The 26,993-nt window shown below is 71.9% G+C and carries 23 protein-coding genes; 5 read left to right on the forward strand and 18 right to left on the reverse strand.

The window, feature by feature from the left end; all coding sequences use genetic code 11:
• Positions 1 to 29 precede the first annotated feature (29 nt).
• From ACIBG7_RS42385 to ACIBG7_RS42430, 10 genes are all read right to left on the reverse strand, one after another.
• Entirely contained in the window at positions 30 to 3,218 is a 3,189-nt protein-coding gene (locus ACIBG7_RS42385) for a hypothetical protein (protein ID WP_397339964.1), read from the reverse strand.
• A gap of 33 nt (positions 3,219 to 3,251) precedes the next feature.
• Positions 3,252 to 4,568, reverse strand: a complete 1,317-nt coding sequence (locus ACIBG7_RS42390) for a lipopolysaccharide biosynthesis protein (protein WP_397339965.1) — start codon at positions 4,566 to 4,568, stop codon at positions 3,252 to 3,254.
• On the reverse strand, positions 4,561 to 5,355 hold the full coding sequence (locus ACIBG7_RS42395) for a polysaccharide deacetylase family protein (protein ID WP_357935417.1): 795 nt from the start codon (positions 5,353 to 5,355) through the stop codon (positions 4,561 to 4,563). Before ACIBG7_RS42395 ends, ACIBG7_RS42390 begins: the two co-directional genes overlap by 8 nt.
• Positions 5,352 to 6,284 carry a glycosyltransferase family 2 protein gene (locus ACIBG7_RS42400; protein WP_397339966.1) on the reverse strand — a complete coding sequence of 311 codons (933 nt, stop codon included), beginning with the start codon at positions 6,282 to 6,284 and terminating at the stop codon, positions 5,352 to 5,354. Before ACIBG7_RS42400 ends, ACIBG7_RS42395 begins: the two co-directional genes overlap by 4 nt.
• Before the next feature lie 33 nt (positions 6,285 to 6,317).
• Positions 6,318 to 7,205 carry a glycosyltransferase family 2 protein gene (locus ACIBG7_RS42405; RefSeq protein ID WP_357935423.1) on the reverse strand — a complete coding sequence of 296 codons (888 nt, stop codon included), beginning with the start codon at positions 7,203 to 7,205 and terminating at the stop codon, positions 6,318 to 6,320.
• 65 nt (positions 7,206 to 7,270) lie between these two features.
• Complete coding sequence (locus ACIBG7_RS42410) at positions 7,271 to 8,389, reverse strand: GNAT family N-acetyltransferase (RefSeq protein WP_397339967.1); 1,119 nt, start codon at positions 8,387 to 8,389, stop codon at positions 7,271 to 7,273.
• Positions 8,389 to 8,733, reverse strand: coding sequence for a hypothetical protein (locus tag ACIBG7_RS42415; RefSeq protein ID WP_357935429.1), 345 nt, complete (start codon positions 8,731 to 8,733; stop codon positions 8,389 to 8,391). The genes ACIBG7_RS42410 and ACIBG7_RS42415 overlap by 1 nt, the downstream gene beginning before the upstream one ends.
• A gap of 492 nt (positions 8,734 to 9,225) precedes the next feature.
• Positions 9,226 to 10,800: a sigma-70 family RNA polymerase sigma factor gene (locus tag ACIBG7_RS42420; protein ID WP_397339968.1), complete on the reverse strand. Its 1,575-nt coding sequence runs from the start codon at positions 10,798 to 10,800 to the stop codon at positions 9,226 to 9,228.
• Between the two features lie 216 nt (positions 10,801 to 11,016).
• Entirely contained in the window at positions 11,017 to 12,702 is a 1,686-nt protein-coding gene (locus ACIBG7_RS42425) for a substrate-binding domain-containing protein (protein WP_397339969.1), read from the reverse strand.
• 262 nt (positions 12,703 to 12,964) lie between these two features.
• Positions 12,965 to 13,585, reverse strand: a complete 621-nt coding sequence (locus tag ACIBG7_RS42430) for a cation transporter (protein ID WP_397339970.1) — start codon at positions 13,583 to 13,585, stop codon at positions 12,965 to 12,967.
• 69 nt (positions 13,586 to 13,654) lie between these two features.
• Between ACIBG7_RS42430 and ACIBG7_RS42435 the strand changes: the two genes are divergently transcribed.
• Both ACIBG7_RS42435 and ACIBG7_RS42440 read left to right on the forward strand, forming a co-directional pair.
• Positions 13,655 to 14,425 carry a DUF4184 family protein gene (locus tag ACIBG7_RS42435; protein WP_357935436.1) on the forward strand — a complete coding sequence of 257 codons (771 nt, stop codon included), beginning with the start codon at positions 13,655 to 13,657 and terminating at the stop codon, positions 14,423 to 14,425.
• The gene (locus ACIBG7_RS42440) at positions 14,373 to 15,212 is read left to right on the forward strand and encodes an RNA methyltransferase (protein ID WP_357935439.1); all 840 of its coding nucleotides are present in this window, start codon (positions 14,373 to 14,375) and stop codon (positions 15,210 to 15,212) included. Before ACIBG7_RS42435 ends, ACIBG7_RS42440 begins: the two co-directional genes overlap by 53 nt.
• Before the next feature lie 59 nt (positions 15,213 to 15,271).
• On the opposite strand, the gene ACIBG7_RS42445 is transcribed toward ACIBG7_RS42440, so the two are convergent.
• A complete protein-coding gene (locus tag ACIBG7_RS42445; RefSeq protein ID WP_357935442.1) occupies positions 15,272 to 15,568 on the reverse strand; it encodes a hypothetical protein in 297 nt (98 codons plus the stop codon).
• Between the two features lie 103 nt (positions 15,569 to 15,671).
• The gene (locus ACIBG7_RS42450; RefSeq protein ID WP_357935504.1) at positions 15,672 to 16,523 is read right to left on the reverse strand and encodes a serine hydrolase; all 852 of its coding nucleotides are present in this window, start codon (positions 16,521 to 16,523) and stop codon (positions 15,672 to 15,674) included.
• Positions 16,524 to 16,629: 106 nt separating this feature from the next.
• On the opposite strand from ACIBG7_RS42450, the gene ACIBG7_RS42455 reads away from it, so the two are divergent.
• Positions 16,630 to 16,833, forward strand: coding sequence for a DUF1508 domain-containing protein (locus tag ACIBG7_RS42455; RefSeq protein WP_357935445.1), 204 nt, complete (start codon positions 16,630 to 16,632; stop codon positions 16,831 to 16,833).
• A gap of 6 nt (positions 16,834 to 16,839) precedes the next feature.
• Here ACIBG7_RS42455 and ACIBG7_RS42460 read toward each other — a convergent pair whose 3' ends face one another.
• Positions 16,840 to 17,364, reverse strand: coding sequence for a VTT domain-containing protein (locus ACIBG7_RS42460; protein ID WP_357935448.1), 525 nt, complete (start codon positions 17,362 to 17,364; stop codon positions 16,840 to 16,842).
• 149 nt (positions 17,365 to 17,513) lie between these two features.
• Between ACIBG7_RS42460 and ACIBG7_RS42465 the strand changes: the two genes are divergently transcribed.
• Positions 17,514 to 18,008, forward strand: a complete 495-nt coding sequence (locus tag ACIBG7_RS42465) for a hypothetical protein (protein WP_357935451.1) — start codon at positions 17,514 to 17,516, stop codon at positions 18,006 to 18,008.
• A 10-nt stretch (positions 18,009 to 18,018) separates the two neighbouring features.
• Here the strand turns inward: ACIBG7_RS42465 and ACIBG7_RS42470 are convergent, their stop codons facing one another.
• The 4 genes from ACIBG7_RS42470 to ACIBG7_RS42485 all read right to left on the reverse strand — a co-directional run bounded on the left by ACIBG7_RS42470 (position 18,019) and on the right by ACIBG7_RS42485 (position 24,136).
• Positions 18,019 to 21,372 carry a BTAD domain-containing putative transcriptional regulator gene (locus ACIBG7_RS42470; RefSeq protein ID WP_357935454.1) on the reverse strand — a complete coding sequence of 1,118 codons (3,354 nt, stop codon included), beginning with the start codon at positions 21,370 to 21,372 and terminating at the stop codon, positions 18,019 to 18,021.
• A gap of 66 nt (positions 21,373 to 21,438) precedes the next feature.
• Complete coding sequence (locus ACIBG7_RS42475) at positions 21,439 to 22,485, reverse strand: lysylphosphatidylglycerol synthase domain-containing protein (RefSeq protein WP_357935457.1); 1,047 nt, start codon at positions 22,483 to 22,485, stop codon at positions 21,439 to 21,441.
• Between the two features lie 73 nt (positions 22,486 to 22,558).
• Positions 22,559 to 23,284: a TetR/AcrR family transcriptional regulator C-terminal domain-containing protein gene (locus tag ACIBG7_RS42480; protein WP_357935459.1), complete on the reverse strand. Its 726-nt coding sequence runs from the start codon at positions 23,282 to 23,284 to the stop codon at positions 22,559 to 22,561.
• A 39-nt stretch (positions 23,285 to 23,323) separates the two neighbouring features.
• Complete coding sequence (locus ACIBG7_RS42485; protein WP_357935462.1) at positions 23,324 to 24,136, reverse strand: PIG-L family deacetylase; 813 nt, start codon at positions 24,134 to 24,136, stop codon at positions 23,324 to 23,326.
• 24 nt (positions 24,137 to 24,160) lie between these two features.
• Here ACIBG7_RS42485 and ACIBG7_RS42490 point away from each other — a divergent pair, with 24 nt between their 5' ends.
• The gene (locus tag ACIBG7_RS42490; protein ID WP_357935464.1) at positions 24,161 to 25,252 is read left to right on the forward strand and encodes a glycosyltransferase family 4 protein; all 1,092 of its coding nucleotides are present in this window, start codon (positions 24,161 to 24,163) and stop codon (positions 25,250 to 25,252) included.
• Between the two features lie 78 nt (positions 25,253 to 25,330).
• On the opposite strand, the gene ACIBG7_RS42495 is transcribed toward ACIBG7_RS42490, so the two are convergent.
• Positions 25,331 to 26,785 carry a DUF2079 domain-containing protein gene (locus tag ACIBG7_RS42495; protein ID WP_357935466.1) on the reverse strand — a complete coding sequence of 485 codons (1,455 nt, stop codon included), beginning with the start codon at positions 26,783 to 26,785 and terminating at the stop codon, positions 25,331 to 25,333.
• Positions 26,786 to 26,993: the final 208 nt, after the last annotated feature.

Consider the following 26,993-nt stretch of genomic DNA (forward strand, 5'->3'; position numbering starts at 1 on the left):
CAATACTCCCGCAGAACGGGGGACCGCGCCTACCCGTTCTGCGCCGCGATGGAGATGAACCGCTCGACGATCACCGCGATCGACACCACGAAGGCCGGGATGCCGATCCACAACAACCGCCGCCGCGCCCGGGGCGCCCGGTCGGGCCCGCCCAGCCGGATCACCTCATAGCCGAACAACGCCATCCAGGTGACCGCCATCGCCCCCAGACCCAGCGGGGTCCACGGCGAGGTCGGGTCGCCCCGGCCCGCGTACGGCTGGGGCGGTGGGATCTCCGTGCCCTTGGCGAACTTGCCCCACACGTAGACGGCCGCGTCCTTGCTGGTGAAGACCTTCTTCACGTCCTTGGAGGCGTCGAGCGCCGCCACGAACCGCTGACCCCAGTCGGGCGCGAAGCCCTCGTTGAGCTGCAGGTAGTTGTACTGGCCCGTGGTCGCCACCAGGAAGGTGTTGCGCGGGCTCTCCTTGAGCTTGGCCACCACGTCGGCGATCTGCGTCGGATCCTTGTGCACCAGGCCCTGCAGGGTCCAGTTGATGTACTCCAGGTCCTTCTCCGCCCACGGCAGGATCGGCGTGCTCTCCGGCCCCACCTTGGGCACCAGGTAGATCACCCGGGCGCTCGGCTTGTCGTGGGCGTAGATGTAGCGCATCGCCTCGACCTCGCCCGTCGTCACCCGCTCGAACTTCTCGTTGCCGTACCGCGCGACGAGGAAGGCCATGGAGAACACCATCGCCAGCACCAGCGCGAGGCCGAGCGAGATCATCCGGGTGATCTTCGGGTTGAAGCGCGGCGCGCGCTTGCGGATCGGGATCGTCTCGTCCCGCGCGTCCTCGCTGTCGGCCGGCAGGTTCGGGAAGAACGCGTAGGCGGCCAGCAGGCAGGCGCCCGGCAGCGCGAACATGTAGATGCGCAGGCCGATCTCGCCGCCGTAGCTCTGCAGGCCCAGCGCCAGCACCGGCACGCACAGCAGGATCAGCGCCGCCCGGTCGAACACCCCGCGGCGCAGCCGCCGCAGCAGGCCGACCGCGGCCAGGCCCAGGATCGCGGCGCAGATGCCGAGCCGTACCTGGAGGACCAGGGCGTGCTCGGGATCGCTGCCGGCGATCCGGTCGCCGGTGTTGCGCTGCAGGTTCGTCAGGATCCTGCCGAGACCGCCGAAGATCGAGTCGATGTTGCCCGCCCAGAACCCGACCGTCTGGTAGCTGATCCAGCCCAGCACCATCAGGCCGAAGAAGAACGGCAGGCCCCAGGTCAGCTTGGTCCGCTTGACCAGCAGGAACGCGGTCAGCACGCCGAGCATCATGAACGGGGTGATCTGGTGCGAGGCGGTCGCGGCGACGAACAGCAACACCAGCAGCAGCAACATCAGCAGCCGGTCGGCGCGGTACGTGCCGGTCTCGGCGATCTCGCCCGGCGTCATCGTGTCCAGCTTGGCCAGCAGCCGGCGCAGCCGGCCCTTCTCCGGCAGCGGCTTGACCCGCGGCTCCACCCGGCCGAACCAGCGCAGCAGGATCGCCACGAAGACCAGGTAGATGGCGAAGGTGAAGCCCTGCGGGGAGAAGTAGTCCTGGCCGATCCACTGCACGATCACGAACAGCAGCGCCGCGTACCAGCGGGCCCGCGTCGTCGCCACCACCTGGCGCAGGATCAGCACGAACGGCAGCAGGTACAGCAGGTTCATCACCAGCGGCGTCCACTGCAGGATCGTCGTCAGGTCGGTGATCCCGGCGGTCCTGGTCACGAACGCGAACAGCGTGAAGAAGCCCGGCCAGCCCATCCGCGCGTCGATGTTGATCGACGCCTCGCCGGTGCGGTTGATGAAGTCCACGAAACCGGCGTGCACGTAGGCCGTCGGGAAGCGCGGCTCGTCACCCACCAGCGCACCCGCGCCGTGCAGGGCGAAGGTGATGGCGGCGATCTGGAACAGCAGCAGGAACTTGCGGTCGACGGACTGGTTCACCGTGATGAAGAACGACACGATCATGATCAGGATCGCGGCGAACGCGCTCAGCGGGAGGGCCGAGATCAGCCCCAGCCCGTCGATGTCCTCCGGCCGGACGCCGCGCAGGGGGCCCGGGGGGAGCTTCAGGGCCAGGACGTACATCACTACGCCCTCGATCATCAGCAACGCCGGCAACCAGTGCGGCGCCGCCGCCATGATCTTGGCCATGCGGCCGGCCTTGGGCTGCCCCGTCTCCCTGGGCGCCACCCTGGTCCCCAGGCTCGCCTGCGCGGGCCTCCTGGGCACCACCTGCGTGTCTTCAGGCCCACTCGGTACGGCAGGCGTGCCCTGAGGTGCGGCAGGCGTGCCTTGAGGTACGGCAGGCGTGCTGTGCGGTACGGCGGGCGCGCCCCCCGGCGTGGTGGCCGCGCCTCCGGGGATGGCGTGCGGCGCCTGAGGCCCCGACCCCACCCGCACCTGCGCGGCCGGCCGAATCCTGTGGGTGACCGTGGAGTCCGTGTCCCCCGTGCCGCCAGCCGAGCCGGCCGCACTGGCAGGGGACGCCGGGGAGCCGGTGACCGCCGAACTGGCGGCGGTGCTTGGGTTGGCGGCGGTGGCTGGGTTGGCGGCGGTGGCCGGGTTGGCGGTGGTGGCCGGGTTGGCGGGGGAAGCGGCGGTGGAGCGGGCAGGGCGGATGACCACGGCTGCGGTGGCGTCCGGGTCGCCGCCAGCCTCCGCCTCTGCGCCACCGTCGCCCTCACCGCCGTCACCCTCGTCACCGGCTGCGGCATCGGCGGCCGAGTCGTCGGTGGCCGGGCGGCCGGCGGCCAGGGCATCGGCGGCCGGGGCATCGGGGGCCGGGGTGTCTGAGGTGGGGCCGTCGGTCGGGGGCTTGGTGCTCAGGGGGCGGGCGGGCAACCGGCCCTCCTGGGTGCTGGACCCCTCGTCCTCCTCGGCCTCGATGACGGCGCGCGGGATGGTCCCCTCAGCCTCGTCCTCAGCCTCGGCGACGTCACCCTCGTCACCGGAATCCTCGGCAGCGGAATCCTCGCCACCAGCAGAGTCCCCACCCTCGGCGGAGGCGCCACCGTCGGCGGTCTCCCCACCGTCGGCGGTCTCCCCACCGTCGGCGGGGTCCACATCGGCGGCCGCATCCACGGAAGAGGTGGTGTCCCGAGCAGGAGCGTCCGCGTCGGTGATCCGAGGGATCACCCCCGTGGCGTCGGGGTCGAACTCCACCTCGGAAGAGGAGGAGCCGGTGGTTCCCGCTGTCATCTCATCGCCTGCCCGTTGCCTCACGATTACCAATCATGCGGTCTCCGAAGACCGCTCCACGACGCTGCGCTGTCCAGTTTTGGCAAAATTGAGCGTCTTGCGAAGATCCCGATAAATCAGTCCCGCAACGAGCAACTCGCTGAGCAGGATCCCCCACCCGACCGCGTTGACATGCGCGAACGGAAAGAGCGCGAAGATCGACACCAGGATCAGCCCAGCCAGCCCGATCTGCACGAACGCCAGCCGCCGAGCCTCTCCCCGGGCCCGCAGCGAGCTCAGGTAGACCTCGATCAACACCCGGGGCACCACCGCGACGGCCATCAGCCGCAACAGGGTCGTGCCCTCCTCGGCGAACTCCGTCCCGAAGATCAGCAGGATGAACGGCGCCCCCACCAGCGTGACCGCGATGATGGGCACGATGATCATGAAAGCCCGCCGCAACGCCCGCCGGCAGTTTGCCGCGAGCTGGGCCGGGTCGAAGGAGCCCTCGACGGTCAGCGAGACCGCCATGTTCATCGCCAGCAGCTCGATCAGGCACCCCAGCGTGTGCGCCATGGAGAAGCGCCCGAAGGTGGCCGGTCCGACCTGGGTGGAGACGATGGTCGGCACCAGGTAGATGATCGCCAGGATGGAGAGCGTGCCGGGGTAGTCGCCGGCCAGGAAGCGGCCGATCTCCTTGAGCCGCGGCGGCCGGCCCTCGATCGGGTTGGCCTTCTGGTGCTTCGGCACGACGTAGCCGAAGATGAACCAGTTGATCGGGATCAGCGCCAGCGCGGTCGGCACGACCCACGACACGAAGATGCCGCCGTGCGGCAGCGCCCCGGCCAGCGCGATGAGCAGTCCCATCTTGACCAGCCCGAAGATCAGGCTGTTCACCGGGACCCACACCGCCTGCCGTAGCCCGGTGAGCACGACGTCCTGCAGCGTGAAGACCGCCCAGACCAGCACCGCGCCCAGGAAGAACAGGTCGGGCCCGAGCCCGCCGAGCCAGGAGTAGGTCTCGCCCCACAGCGGCACGGTGAGCAGGAAGCCCACCGCCGCCGCGCCGCCGGTCGCCGCGGCCAGGCCGTACCCGCGCAGGATCAGTTCCGGCGTGCGGCGGCCCGCGATCGGGATGAACTTGGCCAGGGCCCCGGCCAGGCCGAGCGCGGTGAGCGAGGCGAACAGCCGCATCACCGTGATCATCGCCTGGCCGCGGCCGAACTCCTCGGCCGTGTAGAACTCCTCGGCCAGCAGCCAGTACCCCATGCCGAGCACGGCGGTGATCCCGGTGTTGACCATGAGGGCGTAGCCGTTGCGGAGCAACGGGTTGCGGAGATCGCGGACGATCTTCCGCCACAGGTTAGACATTGCGCATGACCCGCTGCATGCCGTACCTCGTCCGCCGCACGACCGCGTAGCCCTTGGTCAGGACGCGTTCGCGCAGGTAGATGAGAGGTACGGCGTTGCCCTCCACGGCTCGCTTGAACATGCTCAGGGTGGTGTGCCGGGCGACGGTCAGCCGGGGGATGGCCAGCATGTCGTGCTTGTCGGCGGCGATGGCGTTGTTGACCGCGTATCCGGCGAAGTAGCCGGCCTTGTACACCTCGCGGCGCACGCGGGCGCTGCTGTAGCCGTACGGGTAGGCCATGGTCGCCACCGGCGCGCCGATCTTCTCCTCCAGCAGCGCCTTGTTCTTGCGCAGCTCCGCCCGGAGCTCGACGTCGGGAAGCTGGTCGAGCTGCGGGTGGCTGTGGCTGTGGCCGCCGATCTCGATGCCGGTCTGGGCGCACTCGCGCGCCTGGGTCCAGCTCAGCATCTCGTCCAGCGGCCGGCCGGCCGCGTCCTTGCCGGCGTCGGCCACCCAGCCGCTGGTCAGGAAGACCGTGGCCGGGAAGCCGAGCCGCTCCAGGACGGGCAGCGCGTTGCTGTGGAAGTCGGCGTAGCCGTCGTCGAAGGTGACCACGACCGGCTTGGCCGGGATCTGGTTCTTGTTGAAGGCCGCGACCAGGTCGGAGGCGGTCATCGGGGTGAAGCCGGACTCGCTCAGGTAGGCGAGCTGCTCGGCGAAGTCTCCGGTCCGTACGGCCAGCGGAGCGGTCTCCGCCGCCGGCCGGTCGGAGATCGAGTGGTACATCAGGATCGGTACCCGGATCACGAGCGAACCCTCCATCTCCCGAGCACGTAGCCCCACGTCGTCCAGGCCAGCCCGATCACGATCGCGAACGCGCGGCCGAGTCCGCCGGCGTCGCCCTTGGCCACCTCGCCGAGGTTGCGCAGGACGCCGAGCGGCAGGGTCTTCATCGCGTGCGCCCGCTCGCTGGACAGCCCGTCCTCGGTGCCCACGAACTGCGTCACCGTGGCCTTGGACAGGCCTTCGGCGAAGCAGCGCGAGCGGAAGTAGGCGAAGCGCTCACGCACCCGCGAGACCTTGTGCCCGATCAGCGCGGCGGGCTGGTAGATCATGATCGCGCCGGGCTTGCGCTGCGCCAGCCGGATGCAGAACTCGGTCTCCTCGCAGCCCAGCGGCCGGCTCTTGCGCCCCTGGACGCTGCGCCCGATGCCCGTGCGGAAGCCGCCCATCTCCAGCACCGCGGTGCGGAGGAAGGCGGCGTTGCCGCCCATGACGTTGCGGATCGGCGCCTTGACCGGCGGGATGCCGCGGTAGGTGCAGCCGACCGTCCAGTCGAACTCGTGCGGGAACCACTTCGGCCGCCGGCCCGACGCCCACAGGGGGTCGGTCCGGCCGCCGACGCCGACGACCGCCGGGTCCTGGAAGCCCTCCTCCAGCGCTTCCAGCCAGCCCGGATCGGCGACGGCGTCGTCGTCGAGGTAGGCGACGATGTCACCGGTGGCGAGTTCGGCCCCGGTGTTCTTGCCGCCCGACAGGCCCTGCTCGTGGCGGTTCTCCACCACGATGGCCTGCGGGTAGGCGCGCTTGAGCTTGACGTGCAGGTCGGGGTTGTGGTCGACGACCAGCAGCAGCTCGTACGGCTGGCGCCGCTGCTCGCCGATCGACTCGACTGCCTGCCTGATGTCCTCCCAGCGCTCCTCGGTGTAGACGCAGATGACGACTGACGTACGCACGGACAAACCTTCGTTCTAACCCGGCTCGGAGGGTTATGCGACCCCTCGGTCGGCGGCTCGGGTGGTGGCGGGCTCGGGCAGCGGTGCGGCCGGCTGGCGGCGCTTCTCCCGCAGGATGGTGCGCAGCACGCGCATCCCGTCGCGGATCGCGCGCAGGTTGCTCTCGCCGTGGATGCGGCACCGCTCGTGGCTCGGCACCTCGACCACCTTGAGCCCGGCCTTGGCGGCGCGGACGTTCATCAACGTCTCGACTTCGAAACCGTCGCAGTCGAGGTCGAGAACGCTCAGGTGGCGGGACCAGAAGGCGTTGTAGCCATAGCACAGGTCGGTGTACTGCGTCCCGTAGAAGAGGTTGACGAGCTTTGTCAGAATCAAGTTGCCAAAACGACGGCTGAACGTCAGGTCGTCGCTGTTTCCGCCGGAGGCGTAGCGCGAGCCCTTCACGAAGTCGGCGCCGGTGACCAGCGCGCCGACGAAGGTGATGATCTCGTGCCCGTCGGTCGAGCCGTCGGCGTCGATCATCACGATGATGTCGCCGGTCGCGGCGTTGAAACCGGCGGCCAGGGCGTCGCCCTTGCCGCGTCCGGTCTGCGTTACGATCTTCACGTTCGGGCGCAGCCGCCGGGCGACCTCCACCGTGTCGTCGACGGAGTTGCCGTCGACCAGCACGATCTCGTCGATCCACTGGGGCAGGGTCGCGAAGACGTGCGGGAGGTTCTGCGCCTCGTTCATCGCCGGGACGACCACGCTGACCGTGGGCGCGATCGCCAGGTGCGGCGTGATCGGCGTGAAACGCTCAAGGGGCGGCATGGATCGCAGGGGCGCGACCTGGATCTTGCCATTGATCTTGGTGTGCTCGGGACTCATGGTGCGGACGTTCCTTCCGGTTCCGCGGCGTCGCCTGGGCCGGAGGCGGGCCATTGACGGAGCCTGTGGGACTGAGGGTGTGCTTGGTGCTCTGGGTGCCGGGTGAGTGGGGGAATCGCTCAGCGCGCCCCCGAGGGTTCTTGCGGTTCGGGTCGCAGATGGGTACGCACCCGGCCGAAACCCTTGAGCACTCGATCGGCTGCTCTATAGAGAGACGGTCGATCGAGGACGATTGTTCGTGCTTTGTTGAAAGGAGTTCGTCCCGCCCAGTGCACGGCGGCGGTCGCGGAGGGCCGGGAGATCCGTCCCTCGCTGACGTAGAGGGTCCCGCTCTTGAGCCAGTCCTTGTACTCCTTGCCGCCCTTGCCCATGTCCACCTGCTGGATTCCGGCACGCGCGGCGTGCTCGGCCATCTGCATGTGGTGCACGATGCCGGGGGAGTAGCGGGCGTACTCGGTGTCGTAGGCGGGGAACCAGCCGACCAGGGTGGTGGCGGTGCGCAGGCCGAAGTGGCCGGCCACCGGCACGTCACCCGCGTAGAGCATGGTGAGGACGCCGCCGAAGTCGGGCGTGCCCAGCGCGTGCATGCGCTCGGTCAGCTCGACGATCCACGGCTGCGCGAAGCGGTCCACCCGGCCGGTGCGGCGGTACTGGTCCGACTTCCACTGCAGCAGCGTGCGCAGGACCTCGGGGTCCTTGGAGTCCCACTCCAGGCGCAGCTCGCCCTGCTCGCGGCCGAACTTGCGCTCCTTGTAGCGGACGGTCTTGAGGTTCTTGGGGGAGTTCTCCTTCACCTGCTCCAGCCAGGCGTCGAAGCCCGAGGTGAAGTCCATCACCGGCGCCGGGCGCACGTCGTTCTCGAACGGCGCGAAGCTCGGCTGGCCGGCGACCATGTGGTCGAACTCGAACACGTTGAGCCGGCAGGCGCGCAGCAGCGCCTTGGCGTCGAGCTTGAAGCCGGGCGCGGAGATCAGGCCGTGGCAGGTGGTGAGGAAGCCGCCGAGCGGCTTGCCGATGCCGAAGGCGTGCCGCTCGTAGGGGAAGAAGGCCTCGCCGTCGTTGATCACCGCGACGCGGACGTAGTCGCGCAGCGCGTCCATGGCCAGCGCGAACTCCACCGACAGGAAGGGGTTGTCCAGGCTCGGGTCGGCTTTCTGCAGCTCGCGCCAGCGCGCGACCTCGCTCTCGCCGAGCAGACCGGGCCGTGTGACCCGGATCGCCGTCCTCGCCCCTCCCATTACTGGGCCCCCTCTTCGGTCAAAGAGCTCTTCCCCCGGTAAAGCACGCGCAGGACCCACAGGAACCCGCCGAGGATCGCCACGGTCAGCACCCCGGCTCGCGGAGACCACGCGTCGAAGAGAAGCATCGCCTCGGCAAGGAGAACGTTAAGGACGAGACTTGCCGCGGCGCCTACTGATAGTGCGGCGAGCGGGTCACGATCGCGCAACAGTCCGACTACGGCGGCCCCGGGAACGACCAGAAGGAACATGGAGATCAATAGCGGGCGCAGGGGCGTCTGTATGTCGGCGAGTGAGATCGCCGCGCCGGCCAGGCAGGCCGCGGCGACGATCCAGGTCAGCACTCTCCGATGGTTACGCATCTGCTCGCTTTCTCCTGAGTCATGGCGGGGTAGATCCATTGTCATGGGACCAATCCGGACTTGGGCACGTCAATGCCGACGCTTGGCGAGCGCCGAAGGTTTACGTGGAAAGCGAGAAATCTCTGTGGCCTTCGCCACAGAGTCGTGATCCGCCGTGCCCCCGAGTCGGTCTCAGCACACCAGGATGCCCTATCCCACCCCGACACTTCGACCCAAGGTCCGGTTTGTGGTCATTTGTCACATTTATGTGATGCTTAGGGGAAATCTAGCGACGATCTGCTGAAGCGGGGCTGAGGAGACCTGAAGATCAGCAGGTCATCCGGAGTCCACCGGCCCACCGGCAACCCCGGCCCCGCAACCTTCGGGCAACCCCGGCCCCGCAACCTGGGCAACCCCGGCCCTCCCGGCAACCCCGGCCCCGCAACTCCCGGCAGCCCCCGTCCCCCGACCTTCCCGGCGGTCCGGCCGGGGCGGTCAGCCGGCGGTGTCGAAGCCCTCGGGTTCGGCCGGCGGGTCGGTCTGCGTGCTCTGCGGCGACTCGCTCGGCCCGGGCCCGGGAGAAGGCCGGTCGGTGCCGGGCCCCCCGCTGGGCGGAGGCTCGTCGCCCCGCCAGGAGATCGAGCACGTCCCCCCGCCCCCGGTGGAGCTGACCGTCACCGTGCCGAGGCCGGACGAGGTCGGGTCCTCCACGATCACGGTGACCGACGCGCTCTGCCCCATGCCGAGCCGCCCGCCGCTCTGCCCCAGGCTGAGCCCGCCGGTGACCTTGGCGCTCCACGTGACCGCCCCGTTGCGGGCGCTGAGCCGTACCGAACCGGAACCGTCGATCGCGCCCGGGCAGCCGACCGTGAGGCGCGCGGCGGGCGGGTTGGGACGGCGGGTGCGCGGCCCGGCCGCCGGCCGGGTCGTGGCCGGCGGATCGGCCTGCGGGCGGCGCGGCGTCGGGGTGACCGGCCGGGAGGTGCCGGGCTCGGGGGTGGGCTCGGGCTCCTCGGTCTCGGCGGGCGCCTCGTCCTCCTCGGTCGGGAACTCGTCCGGGGCGGGCAGCGAGGGGTCGCCGGTGGCGGCCCCGGTCGGGGAGAGGCTCATGGCGGTCCGCTGCGGCCCGCCGTCCTGCCCGAGGTAGGCCACCGCGCCCGTGCCGAGCAGCACGCAGGCGGCGGCGACGATCACCGGGGCGAGCCGGCGCGGCCGGCGGCGCGAGCGGCGCGGCTCGGCGGCGACCGGGAAGCCGGTCTTGTCGAAGCTCTCGGTCCGCTCGGTGATCAGCGTGCGGGTCTGGTCGTACTCCGGCCCGGCCGAGGTGTCGATCACGCGGCGGCGCAACGAGATCGGCGGGAAGGCGATCGGCATCAGCTCCAGGAGCCGTCCCGCGGCGACCTGGCGGTGCTTGCCCTCGGTGCAGACCTCGCATCCGGCGATGTGCCCGGACAGCCGCCGGCGCAGCAGCGGGGTGAGCGGCCCCTCCCAGGAGTCGAGCATCGCCGACAGGTCGGGGCAGTGCGCGCGGCCGTTGCGGGCCAGGACCACGGCCGCGGCGGCGTTCTCCATGTGGTCGCGGGCGCGGGTGAGCCGGCCGGTGGCCTGCCGGGAGGTCAGGCCGAGCACCGAGCCCACCTCCGCCGGGGTCAGCCCGTGCCGCAGCGACAGCTCCAGCACCTCGCGCTCGTTGCGGCTCAGCTCGCCGAGCGCTTCGTGCACCAGTTCGGCCAGTTCGGGGTCCTCCGGGTCGTCCAGCACCGGGGGCGGGGTGAGCTCGGCCGGCCGGGTCTTGACCCGGGCCACCGCCTGGAAGCGGGTCAGCGCGTACAGCCACGCCCGCAGCTTGGCGACCTCCTTGAGCTGCTCGGCGCAGCCCTGCGCGGTGATCAGCGCGTCGTGCACCGCGTCGGCCGCGCTGTCACGGTCGCCCAGCAGCGAGCAGGCGTAGTCGTGCAGGCGCTCGGCATAGGCGTCGTACAGGGTGGCGGAGGCCTGGCCGTCGGCACGCCGGAGCGCCTCCATGAGCTGGTGGTCGTCGGCGCGATCGACAGTCGGCCATCCGGGCACGGAAGCTCCTCCCCGCGGAAACGTGCGCTACACGCAGGGAGGACGTGGGTCCGTGCCATCCGGATGGCCGCTCATAACCAGCGGGCATCGCCCGCCCCGGCTCTGCCCGCCGTACGGCAAGCGGAGCGCGTGCGCTCTGCCCGCCGTACCGCGAGCGGAGCGCGTGCGGTCTGCCCGCCGTACGGCAGGCGACCAAGGCGCGGTGGGCGGGGCCGGTCAGCCGTCGCACTGCGGCGCGCACAGGCGCCGCGCCATGCCCTTGAGGAAGACCTCGCGCACCCCGAGCGGGTCCTTCACGATGAAGGCCTCGCCGCCGGTCGCCTCGGCCAGCGCGTCCATCCGGGCCTTGCCCTTGGGCGCGTCCGGCCCGAACGCGATCAGCAGGAGGTTGACCGGCTTGTCCGGGTCGTAGGTCTCCTTGAGGTAGCTCAGGATCTCCTCGTCGCTCACGCCGCCCTGCGGGTCGTCGTTGCCGGCGCCGTCGGTGAGCACCAAGAGCACGTTGATCTTGTCGTCCTGGTACCCCTCGCTCATCTGCCCGTAGGCGGCCTTGAGGGTGTCGTTGAGCCCGGTGTCGCCGGGGGTGGCCTGGGCGGCGCTGACCGTCTGGGCGAGCAGGTCCTTGCGGAGCACGCCGTTGATCGGCTCGCCGAGCGGGCCGACCGGGACCAGTTCCTTGTAGTCCTTGCCCTGGCCGTCGAGGTGGGTGGAGAAGGCCCAGGCGCCGATCTCGTCCTTGGCGTCGTAGATGCCCAGGCCGCCGAGCGCGGTCTTGGAGATGACCTGCATGCGGGTCATCGGCGGGTTGGTGCCGGGCACGGGGTAGGCCATGGTGCCGGAGACGTCGAGCAGCGCCAGCAGGCGGGTGCCGAGGTTGAGCCGGCTCCACGACTGGGCCATGCTCCCGACGGTCTTGGGGTCGGGCGCGGCCAGGGCCTGCGGCGCCTTGGCGGTGAAGCCCTTGTCGGCGGCGAGCACCGCCCCGGCCTTGCCGTCGGGGGTGCGGAAGCCGTTGTCGCGCAGCGCCCTGCGGGCCGCCTCGCCGCCGAGTTCCTTGGCGAAGCTCTCGGCGGCCTTGCGCGAGGTGGCGTCCGGCGTGATCGGGATGAACGGGTAGTCGAGGCTGAGCGTGCCCTCGGCGGGGTAGAGCGGGACGACCGGGGCGTCGGGCTTCTTGGTGTTGTGCGCCCAGATGCCCTGCTCGGAGGCGACGCCGATGGGCATCTTCTTGCCGGAGCGCACGGTCAGGCTGGCCAGCAGCGGCGCCTGCTCGCCGACGACGCCGCGGGAGAGCTCCTTCAGCGCGCCGACGACCGCCTTCTGGTCGGTGCCCGCGGCCTCGGCGGCGCCGGAGGCGGCCAGCAGCGCGCCGAGCCCGGCGGAGTTCTTCTTGGGGTCGAGCGCGAGCACCCGGATCTTGCCGGCCAGGCCCTCCTGGCTGACCACGTTGGCCGCGCTGATCATGCCGGCCCAGCTCGGTTCGAGCTGGCCCTTGAGCTTCTCGGCGGAGGCGGCGGAGGTGGCCAGGACGATGGGGGAGCTCGCGATGCGGGCGGCGGCCTCGGGCGGGCTGACGCCGTCCCCGGTGCGGAGCTGGCCGAGCCACAGGCTGGAGTCGGCGATCCACACCTCGCCGGGGAACTTGCCGGCCGAGACGGCGGCGGCGGTCTTGGCCGGGCTCTCCTTGGCGACGGTGACCGCCACGCACCGGCCGTCCACGTCGTGGGCGGCCTTGTTGTACGTCTGGGCGATCTTGTCGACGACCGGGTGGATGTCGGGGGCGGCGACCACGCGCAGCGCGATCTTCTCGCCGGAGCAGCCCTGCTCCTTGTTGAAGATCACGAAGGCGGCGACGCCCAGCAGCACGGCGAGGGCCACGGCGCCGGCCAGCGGCACCAGCACCCGTCCCCGCCCGCTCCGGCTGCGCCGTCGGCTCGGAGCCGGCTGGTGGCCCGGTTGGTACCCGCGGTACCCGTCGTCGTGATCGTCTGTACGGTGTCGCCCCACGGTGTCCTCTTCGCCTGTCCTGCCGGGACCGGAGACCCTGGCGGGAGATGCTCCTCCGACGTGCTCCGAAACTTTGAGGAACGATACTCGCTGGGCTTTATGCGGCAAAACCACCGTTTTGCTGGGACGATAACGATCAGTCGCCGCCGGCTCGCCGTCAGTGGCAACATCCGTGGCCCTGCCACGCCCGCCTCCCCTCGCGCACGGCCACCACCGCCAGCGCCAGGGCGACCGCCGGGTCCACCCACCACCAGCCGGCCGCCCCGGCGGCCTGACCGGCCAGGACGCCCGCGGCCGCGGCGGCGCAGATCAGGTTCTGGGTGCCCTCGCCCGAGGTGGCCGGCGAGCCGAGCCGCCGGCCCAGCCGCCGCTTGGCCAGGCCGAGCCCCGGCATGCTGACGAGGCTGACCACGGTCACCGCGATGCCGAGCGCGGACGTCGCCGCCCGGTGGCCGGCCTCCAGGTCGTGCCAGACGTGCAGCACCAGATAGGGCGCCAGCAGCCAGAAGCTCGCCGCGACCGCGCGCTGCGCCCGGTGCTCGGCCTGCTCGCTGAGCAGCCGCCCGCCGGAGAAGCGCCAGACGACGATGAGGCTGGCCAGCGCCTCCACAAGGGCCGACAGGCCCCAGCCGATGAGCGCCACCGAGTGCGCCGACAGCCCGGCGGCCAGGCCGAGCACGCTCTCCACGCCGAGCCAGGCGAGGGTGAGCACAGACAGGGTGCGGGCGCGGCGCGCGTCGCGGAGCCACGCCTGATGCGATTCTCGCTGTTCAAGCACTCTACGTACGCTAGCGGGCGCGTAGCGTGACAATCGCCCGGGATGGGGAAAAGCGGCCAAGATTGATCTGTGCCCTTCACTCCCGCCCACGTCGCAGCCGTCCTCCCGTTCGCCTCCTCGGCGCGGTTACGCCGGGTCCTCGACCCGTGGGCGCTCGCGGCCGGAGCCATGGTGCCGGACCTGCCGCTCTTCATCCCGTTCCTGCCGGAGTACATCAGCTGGCACGACGCGCGCGGCGTGCTCACCTACGGCGTGGTCTCGGTCGTGATCCTGCTCGGGCTGCTCCAGCAGGTGTTCTGGGAGCCGCTGGTCTCGCTCCTGCCGCCCGCCTTCGCCGCCCGCGCCGCCGGGCTACGGCCGTCCTTTCGCCCGCTGCCCGTGGTGGCCGGGGCGATCGTCGGCGGGCTGACGCACGTCTTCTGGGACTCCTTCACGCACGAGCGCAGCCTGTCCATCTGGGGCTGGTCGTGGCTCGGCGAGCCCGTCTACGGCTCGGTCCGGATGTACGGGCTGCTGCAGTACCTCAGCTCGGTGGCCGGGCTCGCGCTCATTCTGTGGTGGAGCCGCCGCGGCCTGCTCCGGCTGGCCCCCGAGACCCTCCCCGCGCGGCTCGCGGCCGGCGCCCGCACCCGGCTGACCGTCTTCGCCGCCTGCGCCGCCGGGATCGTCGCCGGCGCCCTCGTCTGGCCGCTGATCAAGGTGCCCGACCCGGCGCTGGGCCTGCGCGCCTGGGTCACCAAGGCCGGCGCGGGCACCGTCATCGGCCTCGCCGCGGTGCTGGCCGTCCATGCCGCGGTGTGGCACTGGCAGTATTCAAGACGTGCTGGAGTACGTGACTGACCTCGACGATCCCCGCCTGCTCGACTACACCGGGCTGCGGGACGTCGAACTGCGCAAGAGCCTGGAGGCCGAACTCGGCCTGTTCCTCGCCGAGGGCGAGAAGGTGATCAGGCGGGCCGTCGCCGCGGGCCACCCGATCCGCTCGGTGCTGACCACCGAACGCTGGCTGCGCACCCTCGACCTGCCCGCCGAGGCCACCGTCTACGTGGTGAGCGACGACGTCATGTCCGGCATCGCCGGCTTCCAGGTGCACCGCGGGGCACTGGCCTCGCTGGAGCGGCTGCCGCTGCCGTCGGTGGCCGAGATCATCGAGGGCGCGTCGCGGATCGTGGTGCTGGAGGACATCGTCGACCACACCAACGTCGGCGCGATCTTCCGCAGTGCGGCGGCGCTCGGGGTGGAGGCGGTCGTGCTCTCGCCGCGGTGTGCCGACCCGCTCTACCGGCGGGCGGTCAAGGTGTCGATGGGAGCGGTGTTCGCCGTGCCGTACGCGCGGCTGGAGGACTGGTTCGACGGGCTGGCGGCGCTGAAGGGGTTCCAGACGCTGGCGCTCACGCCCGACCAGGCGGTGACGCCGCTGGACGAGGTCGCGCTGGGGGAGCGGGTGGCGCTGCTGCTCGGCTCGGAGGGGCACGGGCTGAGCGAGCGGTGGCTGCGCGCGGCCGACGAGCGGGTGTGCATCCGGATGAGCCCGGCGGCGATGGCCGCGGGTGTCGACTCGCTCAACGTGGTGGCCGCGGCGGCCATCGCCTGCCACGGCCTGATGCGGAGCGGTCCGCCCGGCTGAGTCGCGGGGGAGCGGCGGTGGGCCCGGGTGGCCTCGACGTGGTCACCCGGGCGGAGGACTCAGAGGCCGGCCGGCATCCGGGTCCTGTCCGAGACCTGCGAGGTGGTCGACAGCTTCTCGTCGTGGGCGGCGCTCCCGTCCTCGTGGGTCTCCTCCATCCGCAGCGCGACGCCGAGCGCGAAGAAGGTGGGCGCCCACTGGCCGACGAAGATCCCCCAGCGGTCGGCGCGGTCGATGCCGGCCGGTTCGGCGTTCTTCGACGCCACCCAGGAGGCGATCGAAAGGCCGATGGAGGCGAAGCCTGCGGTGTACATGAGCGTCGACTTGACGCCCATCTTGTGCAGCGTGCGGATCATGTTCTCTCCCCGATCTGTGACGAGGGGTCCATTACCCGCTGGCTCGACGCCGGATTCGGGTTTTCGCGGGTTTTGCCAGTCTTTGCCGCGCCAAGGGCCCGGGTCAGCCGTTGAGGCGGTCCTCGGCGTAGTCGAGCAGCGCGGCGGCCGTCCTGAAGCGGCGCTCGTCCTGGTCGCCCAGCAGCACGCCGACCAGGCGGCGGCCGGCCCGGTCGGCGGCGAAGGCGAGGCAGAAGCCGGCCGCGTTGGTGAAGCCGGTCTTGACCCCGATCACCCCGTCCGTCCTGGCGAACAGCCGGTTGGTGGTACGCCAGGTGTGCTTGCCGGTCCGGTGCACCCGCTTGGCCGCGATGGCGCGGAAGGCCGCGTCGCCGAGCGCGGCCTGGGTGAGCCTGGCCTGGTCGGCCGCGGTCGAATACCCGCTGTACGGCAGGCCGTCGGCGTTGGTGTAGCGCGTGTCGGCCAGGCCGAGGGTGCGGGCGGCGGCGTTCATCTTGGCGACGAAGGCGCTCTGCCCGGGGCCGTACCTGCGGGCCAGCGCGTGCGAGGCGTCCGCCCCGGAGGGCAGCATGACGCCGTGGAGCAGGTCGAGCACGCTCAGCCGCTCGCCCTTGCGCAGGGCCGCGCTGGTCGCGCCGTTGGCGGCGGCGTGCCGTACGTCGGACTTGGTGACGGTGATCAGGTCGGTCAGTTCGGCCTCGGTCCGCGCGGTCTCGCGCAGGACCACGTAGGTGGTCATGATCTTGACCAGGCTGGCCACCGCCGCGCGCCGGGCCGGGCGCTTGGCGTAATGGACCGTTCCCGCCGAGTCGATCAGGTAGGCCGACCGGGCGGCGACCGCCGGGGCCTGGGGCCCTGGCGTCCGGGTCGCGGCCCCGGCCGGGCGGGTGGTGATCTCCGATGGCGCGGCGGCCACACCGGACATCACCAGGACAACTGTGCTCAACACCCCCATGATGCGCATGCGCGCCAGCATGGCAGGAACTTGACTTCGTTTCCGGGAGATCGCCGGATGACCTGGGTAAATGATCGCTATCGCCAGTAAACCGGGGGAGATCACCATGGCAGGGAAGTTCGTCATCACCAAGGACAAGCGCGGCGAGTTCCGCTTCAAGCTGCTGGCCGCCAACGGCCAGACCATCGCGGTGAGCGAGGGCTACGCGAGCAAGACCGCCTGCGTCAACGGCGTGGAGTCGGTGCGCAGGAGCGCGGCGGAGGCGACCGTCGTCGACGAGAGCGCCGGCGAGACGCTCACGGCCGTCTGAACCCGGTCAGGGGCCCTCGTCGACCGTGGCGAGGGCCTGCTTCCTGGCACGGCGGCGATGCCACCACCACGCTCCGGCGGCGGCCACGGCGACCAGGACGAGCCCGGCGGTCAGCGGCGAGGTCGCGGCGAGGCTGAGCCAGCCCCACACCAGCGCGGTCAGCCCGAACCACCACATCGGCGCCCAGGTCAGGCAGCCCAGCGCGCTGGCGACGACGTACCAGGGGTAGGAGACCCGCAGCGCGCCCGCGACCCAGGGCAGGGTGTGCCGCAACATCGGCACCCAGAAGCACCCGTAGACCGCCAGGGCGCCCCACTTCTCCACGATCCGCTCGATCTTCCCGATCCGTTCGCGGCCGAGCCGGACGCCGATCTTCGAGTCGTAGAGCTTCTCGCCGAGCCGGCGCCCGATCCAGTAGTACGCCTGGAACGCACCGAAGAGGGCCAGGATGAGGATCGCCCCCACCAGCCAGTACGGCAGGCCGAGCCAGAACGGCCGCGAAGGATCAGGGATGACCACAAAGCTCGGCATTCCGTACATCACCTGCCCAAAGCGAACATTAGGTCAGCCTTACCTTAGGTGATCCCGGTCCAGGGTGTCACACCAGGTTGCAAGTCTCGCGGACCCGCTTGCAAGCGCCGGGAAAGCCCCGGGCAACCGGGGCGGTTTACACCTTATGCATGACCTCGAGAACCGCCACCGTCCTCGCCACCGGCACCGCGCACACCGCCAAGCTGTTCGTGGCCGCGCTCGCCTTCACCGGCGCGTACGTGGGCTTCTCGGCCTACGACACCGCCAACTCGGCCCCCAAGCCGCAGCCGGTCGCCCTGGTCGCCCAGGCGGTCCAGGTCACCACCGCCGCGACGGCCGAGCCTGGCACCATCACCGTCGCCACCCGGTCCGCCGGCGCCTGCGCCAAGGCCCTGCGCGCCGAGACCGTCGTGATCAGCCCCGACCCCAGTGACACCGTCCTGTACGGCTGGCGGCTGCAGCGCTGGAGCGCCACCGCCAAGCAGTGGCGCACCCACCTGGTCGAGCACGGCGGCTTCTACGCCGCCCGCAAGACGCTCCAGTGGGAGACCCGCGTGGCCGACAACCCCGGCTGGTACCGCTTCGAGCTGGCCGTCGAGGGCGGCGAGACGGTCAGGAGCGAGCGCTTCCAGGTGAGCTGCTGAACCACCCGCGCTACGCGCCCGGGGAGCTGCTGAGCGCTCGCTGGGCCGCCTCGACCCAGCGGGTCACGCCGACCCGCTCGGCCACCTCCAGAGCCTTCTCGTAGTGCCGCAACGCCTCGTCCGGCTGGCCGAGCCGTACCGCCAGGTCGCCGAGGGTCAGCGCGACCGGCCACAGGGCCACCACCCCGGTGCCCGCGCCGGCGATGCGGTCGGCGAACGGCACGAGCTTGTCGTAGCAGTCGACCATCCGCTCGCGGTCCTCCAGCAACATGCCGGCCAGCGCCCGCCAGGTCATCGCCAGCTCGTAGAGGTAGTCGGGACGCACCGGCGGCCGGGTGGCGGCCACCGCGCGCGCGTCCTTCAGGTGCCCGGAGCTGGCCAGTGCCAGCGCGTAGGCGTCGAGCGTCCACTTCGCGCCGCGCTGGTGCGCCTCGGCGAGCAGGTCGACCGTCTCGGCGGCCCGGCCCTCGACCAGGTTGAGGCAGAACGTGGTGACCAGCGGCAGGTCCTGACGGCCCTCCAGCATGCCCGCGCGGGCGGTCATCTGGGCCGCCTCGCGGTAGGCGCGCTCGGCGGCCGCGTAGTCACCGGCGATCATCAGCTTCTGCCCGGCGTACCACGCCACCACGGCGGCGGGCGCGTGCAGGTCGTACTGCTTGGCCAGCCGGTCGGCGGCGGCGGCGTGCTCGTCGGACTCGGCGAACTGCCCGCGCGCCGCGGCGCACTCCAGCAGCACCAGGTGCGCCAGCGCCTGCACGGCCATCTGCCCGGAGCTGCGCGCCACCTCCAGCATCTCGCGGCCGATGCTCTCGCGCATGTCCACCGCGGGGATGTCGTAGGACTGGCGGAGCCGCCCGCTGAGCGCCGCGGCCAGCACGGCCGGGTCGCCGCTCTCCCGGGCCAGCTCCAGCGCCTCCAGCGACGCCTGGCGGCCGCGCTCGGGCGAGGAGGAGCCCTCCAGCTCCAGCGCCAGCGTGGTCAGCAGGCTCGCGCGGAGCGTCTGCTCGCCGGCCGGCAGCTCCATGAGCGCCTTCTCGGTGACGTCGACGATCTCCCACGCGGTGCGGGTGAAGTCGCGGGCCACGCCCTTGTGCGGGACGGCGAGCGAGGCCGCCACCCGCGCGGTGATCTCCAGGTCCTGGAGCGGCAGCGCGAGGTCCATCGCCGCCCGGCGCAGCAGCCGCGCCGCGCTCATGTCGCCGCACAGTGCCAGCGCCCGGATCTGGCGCAGCATGAGCAGCAGCCGCTCCCGGGTGTCGCCGCTGGAGCGGTCGAAGGCGGCCAGCGCCTGCTCCCAGAGCTGGGCCGCCTCGCGGTGCGCGAAGCGCCGCTCGGCCTGCTCGGCGGCGAGCTTGGCGTAGTGCACCGCCTTCTCGGTCGCGTCGGCGGCGAAGTAGTGGTGGGCCAGCGCCGCCACGTCGCCGGGGTTCCGCTGCTCGATCTCGCGCGCCACCATCATGTGCAGCCTGGTACGGCGCAGCCGCGAGGCGTCGGAGTACATGGTGTCGCGCACCAGGTCGTGGTCGAAGCGCAGCAGCCCCGGCCCCGGCTCGGTGACCAGCCCGGCCAGCAGCGCCGCCTCGACCGCGTCGACCACCGCGTCCTCGTTGCCGCCGGAGATGCCGACCAGGATGTCGACGTCCACGTCGCGGCCGATCACCGCGGCCTGGAGCAGGATCTGCTGGGCGTCCTGCGGCAGCCGCGAGATGCGCCGGCGCAGCACGTCACGCACGCCGGAGGGCACCTGCGAGAGCACCTCGGCCGGGTCGGCCGGCTCGGAGTCGAGCAGCCGCACGGTCTCGCGGACGAAGAACGGGTTGCCGCCGGTGCGCTCCACGATCGACTCGATCGCCTGGCTGTCGATCTCGCGCAGGCAGGTCGCCCGGACCAGTTCGGCGGCGGCCTTCGGGTCGAGCCCGCTCAGCCCCACCCGGACCGGCCCGAGCCGGGCCAGCGCCGCCAGCACGTCGGCCTGGCGGTCGTCGAGCTCGCTGTCGCGGCAGGTCACCACGAGGAAGACGCGGCTGGTGGCCAGCAGGCTGGGCAGCGCGCGCAGCAGGGCGAGCGTCTGGTCGTCGGCCCAGTGGAGATCCTCCAGGATCAGCAGCACCGGGACGTTCTTGGCGACGCCGGCCAGGTAGCCGCCGACCGCGCGGTGCAGCCGGAAGCCGCCGGAGACTTCGTCGTCCTCCGGGTCGGGGTCGGCGTCGTCGAGCAGCGGGGCCAGCAGTGGGCCGTACTCGCCGGGGCCGGTGACCTCGATCAGGTTGCGCAGGATCTGTACCCACGCCCAGCCGGGCGGGGTCGCGCTGGAGTCGGGGCAGGCCCCGGAGGCGACCCGCCAGCCGTCGCCGGTCAGCTTGCTCTCGAGCTGGCGCAGCAGCGTGGTCTTGCCCGCGCCCGCGTCGCCGGAGACGATCGCCACCTGGAATCGCCCGGTGCGGGCGGCGGCGGTGGTCAGCCGGGTCAGCTCGGCGTCGCGGCCGACGAAGGGCTCGGGCTCCAGCGGCGGCGGCTCGACCGGCGCGGTGGGCCGGGGCGGCCAGGTGTCGGAGACCTGCGGGCGGACCGGCACGCGCTGCGGCATCACCAGGTCGAGCTCCGGCGACTGCGCCAGGATGTCGGACTCCAGCTTGCGCAGCGCGGGCCCGGGGTCGATGCCGAGCTCGTCGGCCAGGATCGTGCGCGCGCGGCGCAGCGCCGCCAGCGCGTCGCCCTGCCGGCCGCAGCGGTAGAGGCCCAGCCCCAGCAGGCGCCAGCCCTCCTCGCGCAGCGGGTGCTCGGTGGTCATCGCCTCCAGGTCGGGCACGGTCTCGGCGTGCATGCCCAGGCGCAGCCCGGTGTCGGCGTGCCGCTCGCGGGCCACCAGGCGCAGCTCGGTGAGCCGGTTGACCTCGGCCTCGGCCCAGGGCTGGTCGGCGAAGTCGGAGTAGGGGGTGCCGCGCCACAGGCCCAGCGCCTTGCCCAGCCGGGCACGGGCCGACTGCGGGTCGTCGCCGTCGAGGTGCTCGCCCGCGGCGCGCACGAGCTGCTCGAACCGCAGCGCGTCGACCTGGTCGAGGGCGTTGCGCAGCGCGTACCCGCTGGCGACCGTCACCAGCAGCCGGTTGGGCCCGCCACGCGGCCGGCCCGGCTCCAGGACGCGGCGCAGCCGCGAGATGTACACCTGCAGGCCCGACTGCGCGCCCTTGGCGGTGTCGTCCGCCCACAGGTCGTACAGCAGGGTGTCGACCGGGACGACCTGTCCTCTGGCCACGAGCAAGCGGGCGAGGACGGCCCGTTGCCGCAACCCGCCTAGGTCGAGCTCGTCGCCACTCTCGCTGTCGTACGCCTCGACCGGCCCCAGAACCCGGAAAGCCACCATGTCGCCCGCCACGCTATGCGCGCTTCCGAATCACGCACAAGGTCTTTGTTCTGTTCGGGTTCGCGTTCACGATTCGGCCTTCACCGCTTCACTGGCTTCGGTACGGCTGCCGCGTCCGTCACGCCTGCGCAGGAATGCCCAGGCGCCCAGCGCCAGCCCACCGAATGGGATCTCGATAGTGTAGGTCCAGAAGCCGAACAGCAGCGCGGTCGCCGCCGCGGAGGCGTCCGCGACGCCGAAGGAGACCAGGAAGGCGGCGGTCCCGGCCTCCATGATCCCGGCCCCGCTGGGCGTGATGACCGCGCTGGTGAGCACCCTGGACAGCGCGAAGACCGCGATCGACTGCGCCAGGCCCGGGTAGGAGCCGGTCGCGTGCATGCACTCGACCATGATCACCCACTGCAGCCCGAGGAACGCGACCATGCCGATCGAGAGGCCGAGCGAGCGGGTCTTCACGATGCCGGCGGTGTCGCGCCGCAGGTTGTGGAAGGCCTCGCCGGCGTGCAGCCGCTTCGGGGTCACCTTGTCCAGGAACCGGCCGACGACCCGGGCCGCGCGGTCCCAGTAGAGCGCGACGGCCAGCACGGCCACGATCGCCAGGATGGACAGCGCGCCCACCCAGCCGGCGTTGGCCACCCGCTGGTCGGGCACCTTGCCGGCCATCAGCAGCGCGATGATTCCGACGGCGGGCAGGATGAACCGGAACAAGGTGTTCCAGATCCCGCTGACCAGCGTCATCACCACGATCGGCCGGTTGGCGAAGCCCCAGCCCCTGGTCATCGCGAAGGTCAGCGCCACGCCCGCGGCCCCGCCGAAGGGCAGCACGTTGCTCACCGCCGAGCCGGCCGCGTTGAGCGTCAGCGCCTGGGTGTGCGTCAGCCCGGGCAGCGAGTTGGTCAGCACGAAGGTGTAGGCCAGCAGGCTCGCCAGCCACGTCGCCGCCATGAGCCCGATCGTCGCCGGGCCCAGCCCGGCGAACTCGTGGCCGATCTCCGCCCACGACACGGTCTTGCCGGTGAGCGTCCCCACGATCTGCGGCAGGAACAGCACCAGCGTCACCGCCAGGGCGAGCGACAGCACGGAGAGGGCGACTCTGGCCCAGGGCTTCTTCATCGCGCACTAGTCTGCCCCCTCCGGCCACCGATCCGGTGCGCGCCGCCGGACTTCGCCCGGTCAGGGCAGCCGGTCAGGCCAGGCGGGACTCCAGGCCGTCGAGCAGGCGCTCCAGGCCGTAGGTGAACTGCTCCTCGCGGAGCCGCCGCGGGTCGTCGAGCCCCTCGCGGATGCTTCCGTGCAGCTCCTGGGCCTCCAGCGAGGCCTGGGCGGCGGCCGAGTGGATCGCGCGGGCCAGCGCCTCCTCGCTCATCCCGGAGCGGGCCAGCAGCGACAGGTAGGCCGCCTCGCTGGTCGCGATGCCGATCACGTAGGCCGTGAGCGTGCTGACCGCCTGGTGGTACTCGGTCTCCGGGAAACCCGCGCCCCGCAGGACGTCGAGCATGGCCTTGGACTGGCGCATCAGGTTGGGGCCGAGCTGCACCAGGCCGACCTGGCCCAGGACCGAGGCGACCCAGGGGTGGCGCAGGATGACCGCCCGCAGGCTGCGCGCCGACTCGGCCAGCGCCTCGCGCCAGCCGAGCTCGCCGGGGGCCGGGACGCGCATCTCGCCGTAGATCTCGTCCACGACCAGCTCGATGAGCTCGTCCTTGTTGGTGACGTGCCGGTACAGCGAGGTGGCGCCGGCGCCGAGCCGGGTGCCGAGGCTGCGCATGCTGAGCGCGTCGATGCCGGCCTCGTCGAGCAGCTTGATCGCTTCGGCGACGATGCGGTCCTGGCTGAGCGCGGGCTGCTCACGCTTGCCGCGCGGGCGGGTCCAGACCGAGAGGGACGGGACGGGCTGCTTGTCGGTGGCCATGAGCCCAGCCTAGGGTACAGCGTACGCAGGTGCGTACGGCTAAACCTCGTCGAAGGGGTGGCTGAGCCGGGTGCCGGGCGGCACGTCGCGCCGGACGAACCACTCGGTGCCGAAGACCAGCCGGTAGAGCGGGCCCGGGATCTTGAGCATCACCGCGAGCGTGCGGTCGCTCTCGCCGCCGGAGGCCTGCGAGGCGTGCGCGGCCATCGAGGCGCGTTTCTGCCGGGTGTAGCGGCGCACGTTCACCCGGTGGGTGATCGCCTCGCCCGCGGTGTAGGCGCTCTCGAAAGTGCGCGGGTCGAACTCGGGCGGGAAGCGGTAGACCTTGCCGGCCAGGCGCAGCGCCTTGACCAGGGGATCGCGGTTGACCGTCGCCTCCAGCACGATCGGCGTCCCGGCGAGCTCGGCGGCCCGCCGACCCACCCGGTGCACCTGCACGTGGTCGGGATGGCCGTACCCGCCCGCCGGGTCGTAGATGGCCACGAGATCGGCCTTCTCCTCCTCCAGGATGGCGGCGAGCCTGGCCGCGGCCGCCTCGGAGTCGGCGTCGATGAAGGCGTTGTCCGGCCGGTCCTCGGCCAGGCCGCCCGACGGGCTCAGCCCGGAGTCGCCGTAACCGAGACACTCGACGCGCGCGCAGCCGAGCACCGCGGCCGACTCGTACAACTCCGCCAGGCGCTGCTTGCCCAGCTCCTCGCCTGGCGCGAGATCGGCCAGGCCGCGCTCGCCCGCGGTGGCGACCACCAGGACCACGCGGTGGCCTTCGGCGGCCAGCCGGGCCATGGTGCCCGCGGTCAACAGGGCCTCGTCGTCGGGATGAGCATGGAAGAACACGGCGGTACGTGGAGGCACAAGCCCCAGATTAGTGTGGGACGGGTGCGGATCCTTCACGTGAGCGACTGTTACCTGCCCAGGCTCGGCGGCATCGAGGTGCAGGTGGCCGATCTCGTCAGGATGCAGCGCGAGGCCGGGCACGAGGTCGAGGTGGCCACCGCGACCCGCGGCGAGGCGCTGCCCGGGGTGCGGCGGATCGTCGCGCGGATGCCGTTCGACCTGCCGGTCCATCCGTTCGGTGTGGGGCATCTCACCCGGCTCATGACCGCTCGGCGGCCCGACGTGGTGCACGTGCACACCGGGGCCGTCTCGCCGTTCGCCTGGATGGGGGTTCGCGCCGCCGTACGGGCCGGATTGCCGGCCGTGGTGACCGTGCACAGCATGTGGGACCCGGTCACCCGCGCCCTCTACCGGGCGCTGCGGCTGGGCTTCGAGTGGCACCGCTGGGGGCTGGTGGCCACCACGGTCAGCGCCGCCGCCGCCGCGCCGATCCGCTCGGTCGCCGGGCGCGGGGTGCCGGTGCACGTCGTCTCCAACGGGCTCGACCTGTCCGGCTGGCGCACGCTCGACCCGCACGAGGGCCCTGACGTGCACATCGTCGCCGTCGGGCGGCTCGCGCCGCGCAAGCAGCCGGTCCGGCTGCTGCGGCTGCTGCGCGAGGCGCGGGCACGAGTTCCTGCGTCGGTACGGCTGCGCGCCACCGTCATCGGGGACGGCCCGGCCCGCGGCCAGATGGCCCGCTACCTCGCCAAGCACGGCATGAGCGGCTGGGTCGAGCTGCCCGGCCGCTACAGCCGCGAGCAGATCGCCAAGGTGCTGGCCGAGGCGGACATCTTCGTCGCCCCCGCGCCCCGCGAGTCGTTCGGCATCGCCGCGCTGGAGGCCCGGGCGGCCGGGCTGCCGGTCGTCGCGCGCTCGCAGAGCGGGGTGGCCGACTTCGTCCGGCATGGCGAGGAGGGGCTGCTCGGGCGCACGTTCGACGAGCTCGTGGACGGTGTCGTACGGCTGGCCCGCGACCCGGAGCTGCGCCGGACCATCGCCGCGCACAACCGCGCGGTCGACCCGGCGGCCGGCTCGTGGCCGGTCGTGCTGGCCGGCTTCGACCGCTGCTACCACCAGGCGATAGAGGGCTGAGGTCCCAAGGCTTCCGCGGTACGGCGGGGCCGCCGCGCCGCTCGGTGGTCGTGCGGTACGGCGGGACCGCCGCGCGGGTCAGGGTTTGTGGAGGACGACGATGCCGTCGCGCTCGAAGACCTGCTGGTAGCCGTTGGCGAGCAGGTTGTCCACGGTCTCGCCCTGCTCCTCCAGCGACCCGAACGGGAACTCCCACCGCTGCGTGTCCGCCACGACCCACGGCGCCGGATAGTTGGCCCGGGGCCGCCACAGGATGACGGTCGTCCGGTCGGTGAGCGCAGGCCCGAGGTAGTTGACCGTCTCCACCAAGGCCCCGTCCGGCACCTTGGCCGCCGCCTCGGCCGCCGCGGCCGTCTTGACCGGGTCACCCCGGTAGAACTCGGGCGTGATGAGCTGATCGAACGCGAAGCGCGGCACGAGCGTCACCGCGACCGCCAGCACGGCGGCCGACCAGGCGAGCTTGAGCGCCCGGTCGTCGGAACGCCGGGTCCAGCGCAGCAGCCGCGCCAGCCCGTCCACCCCGGCCAGCAGCAGGATGACCACGGTGAAGGCGTTGTACTGGTAGTCGGTCATCCACCACTGCGACCAGCTCGACAGGAACCGCACGGCCAGGTGCGGCAGAGCCATCAGGGTCAGCGGCGACAACAGGGAGAGCAGCAACGCCGGCCAGAACAGGAAGGCCAGCGTGTCGACCTTCACCGCGGAGTCGAGCGGGGTCAGCAGCGTGGTCACCGGATCGGTGATCATGCTGATCAGCGCGCTGGCCGGATCCGGCCCGAAGTGCCCGTAGGCCCAGAAGTCGCCGAGGTCACCCCCGACCGCGGGCATGATGAAACCGCGCGTCAGCACCGCCGCGACCAGCCCCGCCGCCGCGATGCAGCCGCCGCGCAGCCGGTCCCCGGTGACGAAGGCGAAGGCGCCGAAACCGGCCACCATCAGCCCCATGTCCTCCTTGACCAGGAGCAGGCCGAACAGCGCCAGGTAGGCGGGCAGGTGTCTCCCCGCGGTGTAGCGCTCGATCGCGACGGCGGTCAGCAGCGGCACGAACATCACTTCGTGCACGTCGAAGTTGGCCGCCTGGGCGATGGGCCAGGCCAGCGCGTAGGCGATCGAGACGAGGTAGGCGGGCGTCGTCCCGAGCACGCGGCGGGTGAACAGCCAGACGAACGGGATCGCGGCCGCGAACAGCAGCGCCTGCGCGACGATCAGCGAGGCGGGGCCGTCGTGCACCCAGTAGAAGGGCGCCAGCAGCGCGTAGATCGGGGAGAAGTGGTCGGCGATCTGCGGGTAGTCGAGCCCGCGGCCGTGCCAGGCGCCGATCGAGGGGATGTAGCCGGGCAGGAACTTGGCGTAGTTGCGGACCGCCTGGTCGACGATCACCAGGTCGAAGGTGGTCGCCCGGTAGGTGGCCAGCCGGACCAGGCCGAGCAGGGCGTAGGCGGAGGCGGCCAGCAGGCCGATCGCCGCGACCCAGTAACGGTGCCGGGTGGAGGGGGCGGTCCTGGGCGCTGTCACCATCGTGTCCACTGCCACGGGCAGCAAGGGTATACGGGCCTGGCCTTCACCCGGCGTTTCGACCGGGCGAGGGGGGGGGGGGGGGGGGGGGGGGGGGGGGGGGGGGGGGGGGGGCCCCCCCCCCCCCCCCCCCGCGGCGAGCCGGCCGAGGCGCTGGACCACTACGGCCGCGCCTTGGTCCTCTTCGAGGAGACCGGCGACCGGTACCGCGAGGCGGTCACGCTCG

It is taken from the genome of Nonomuraea sp. NPDC050328, assembly GCF_044459405.1.
Taxonomy (GTDB): domain Bacteria; phylum Actinomycetota; class Actinomycetes; order Streptosporangiales; family Streptosporangiaceae; genus Nonomuraea.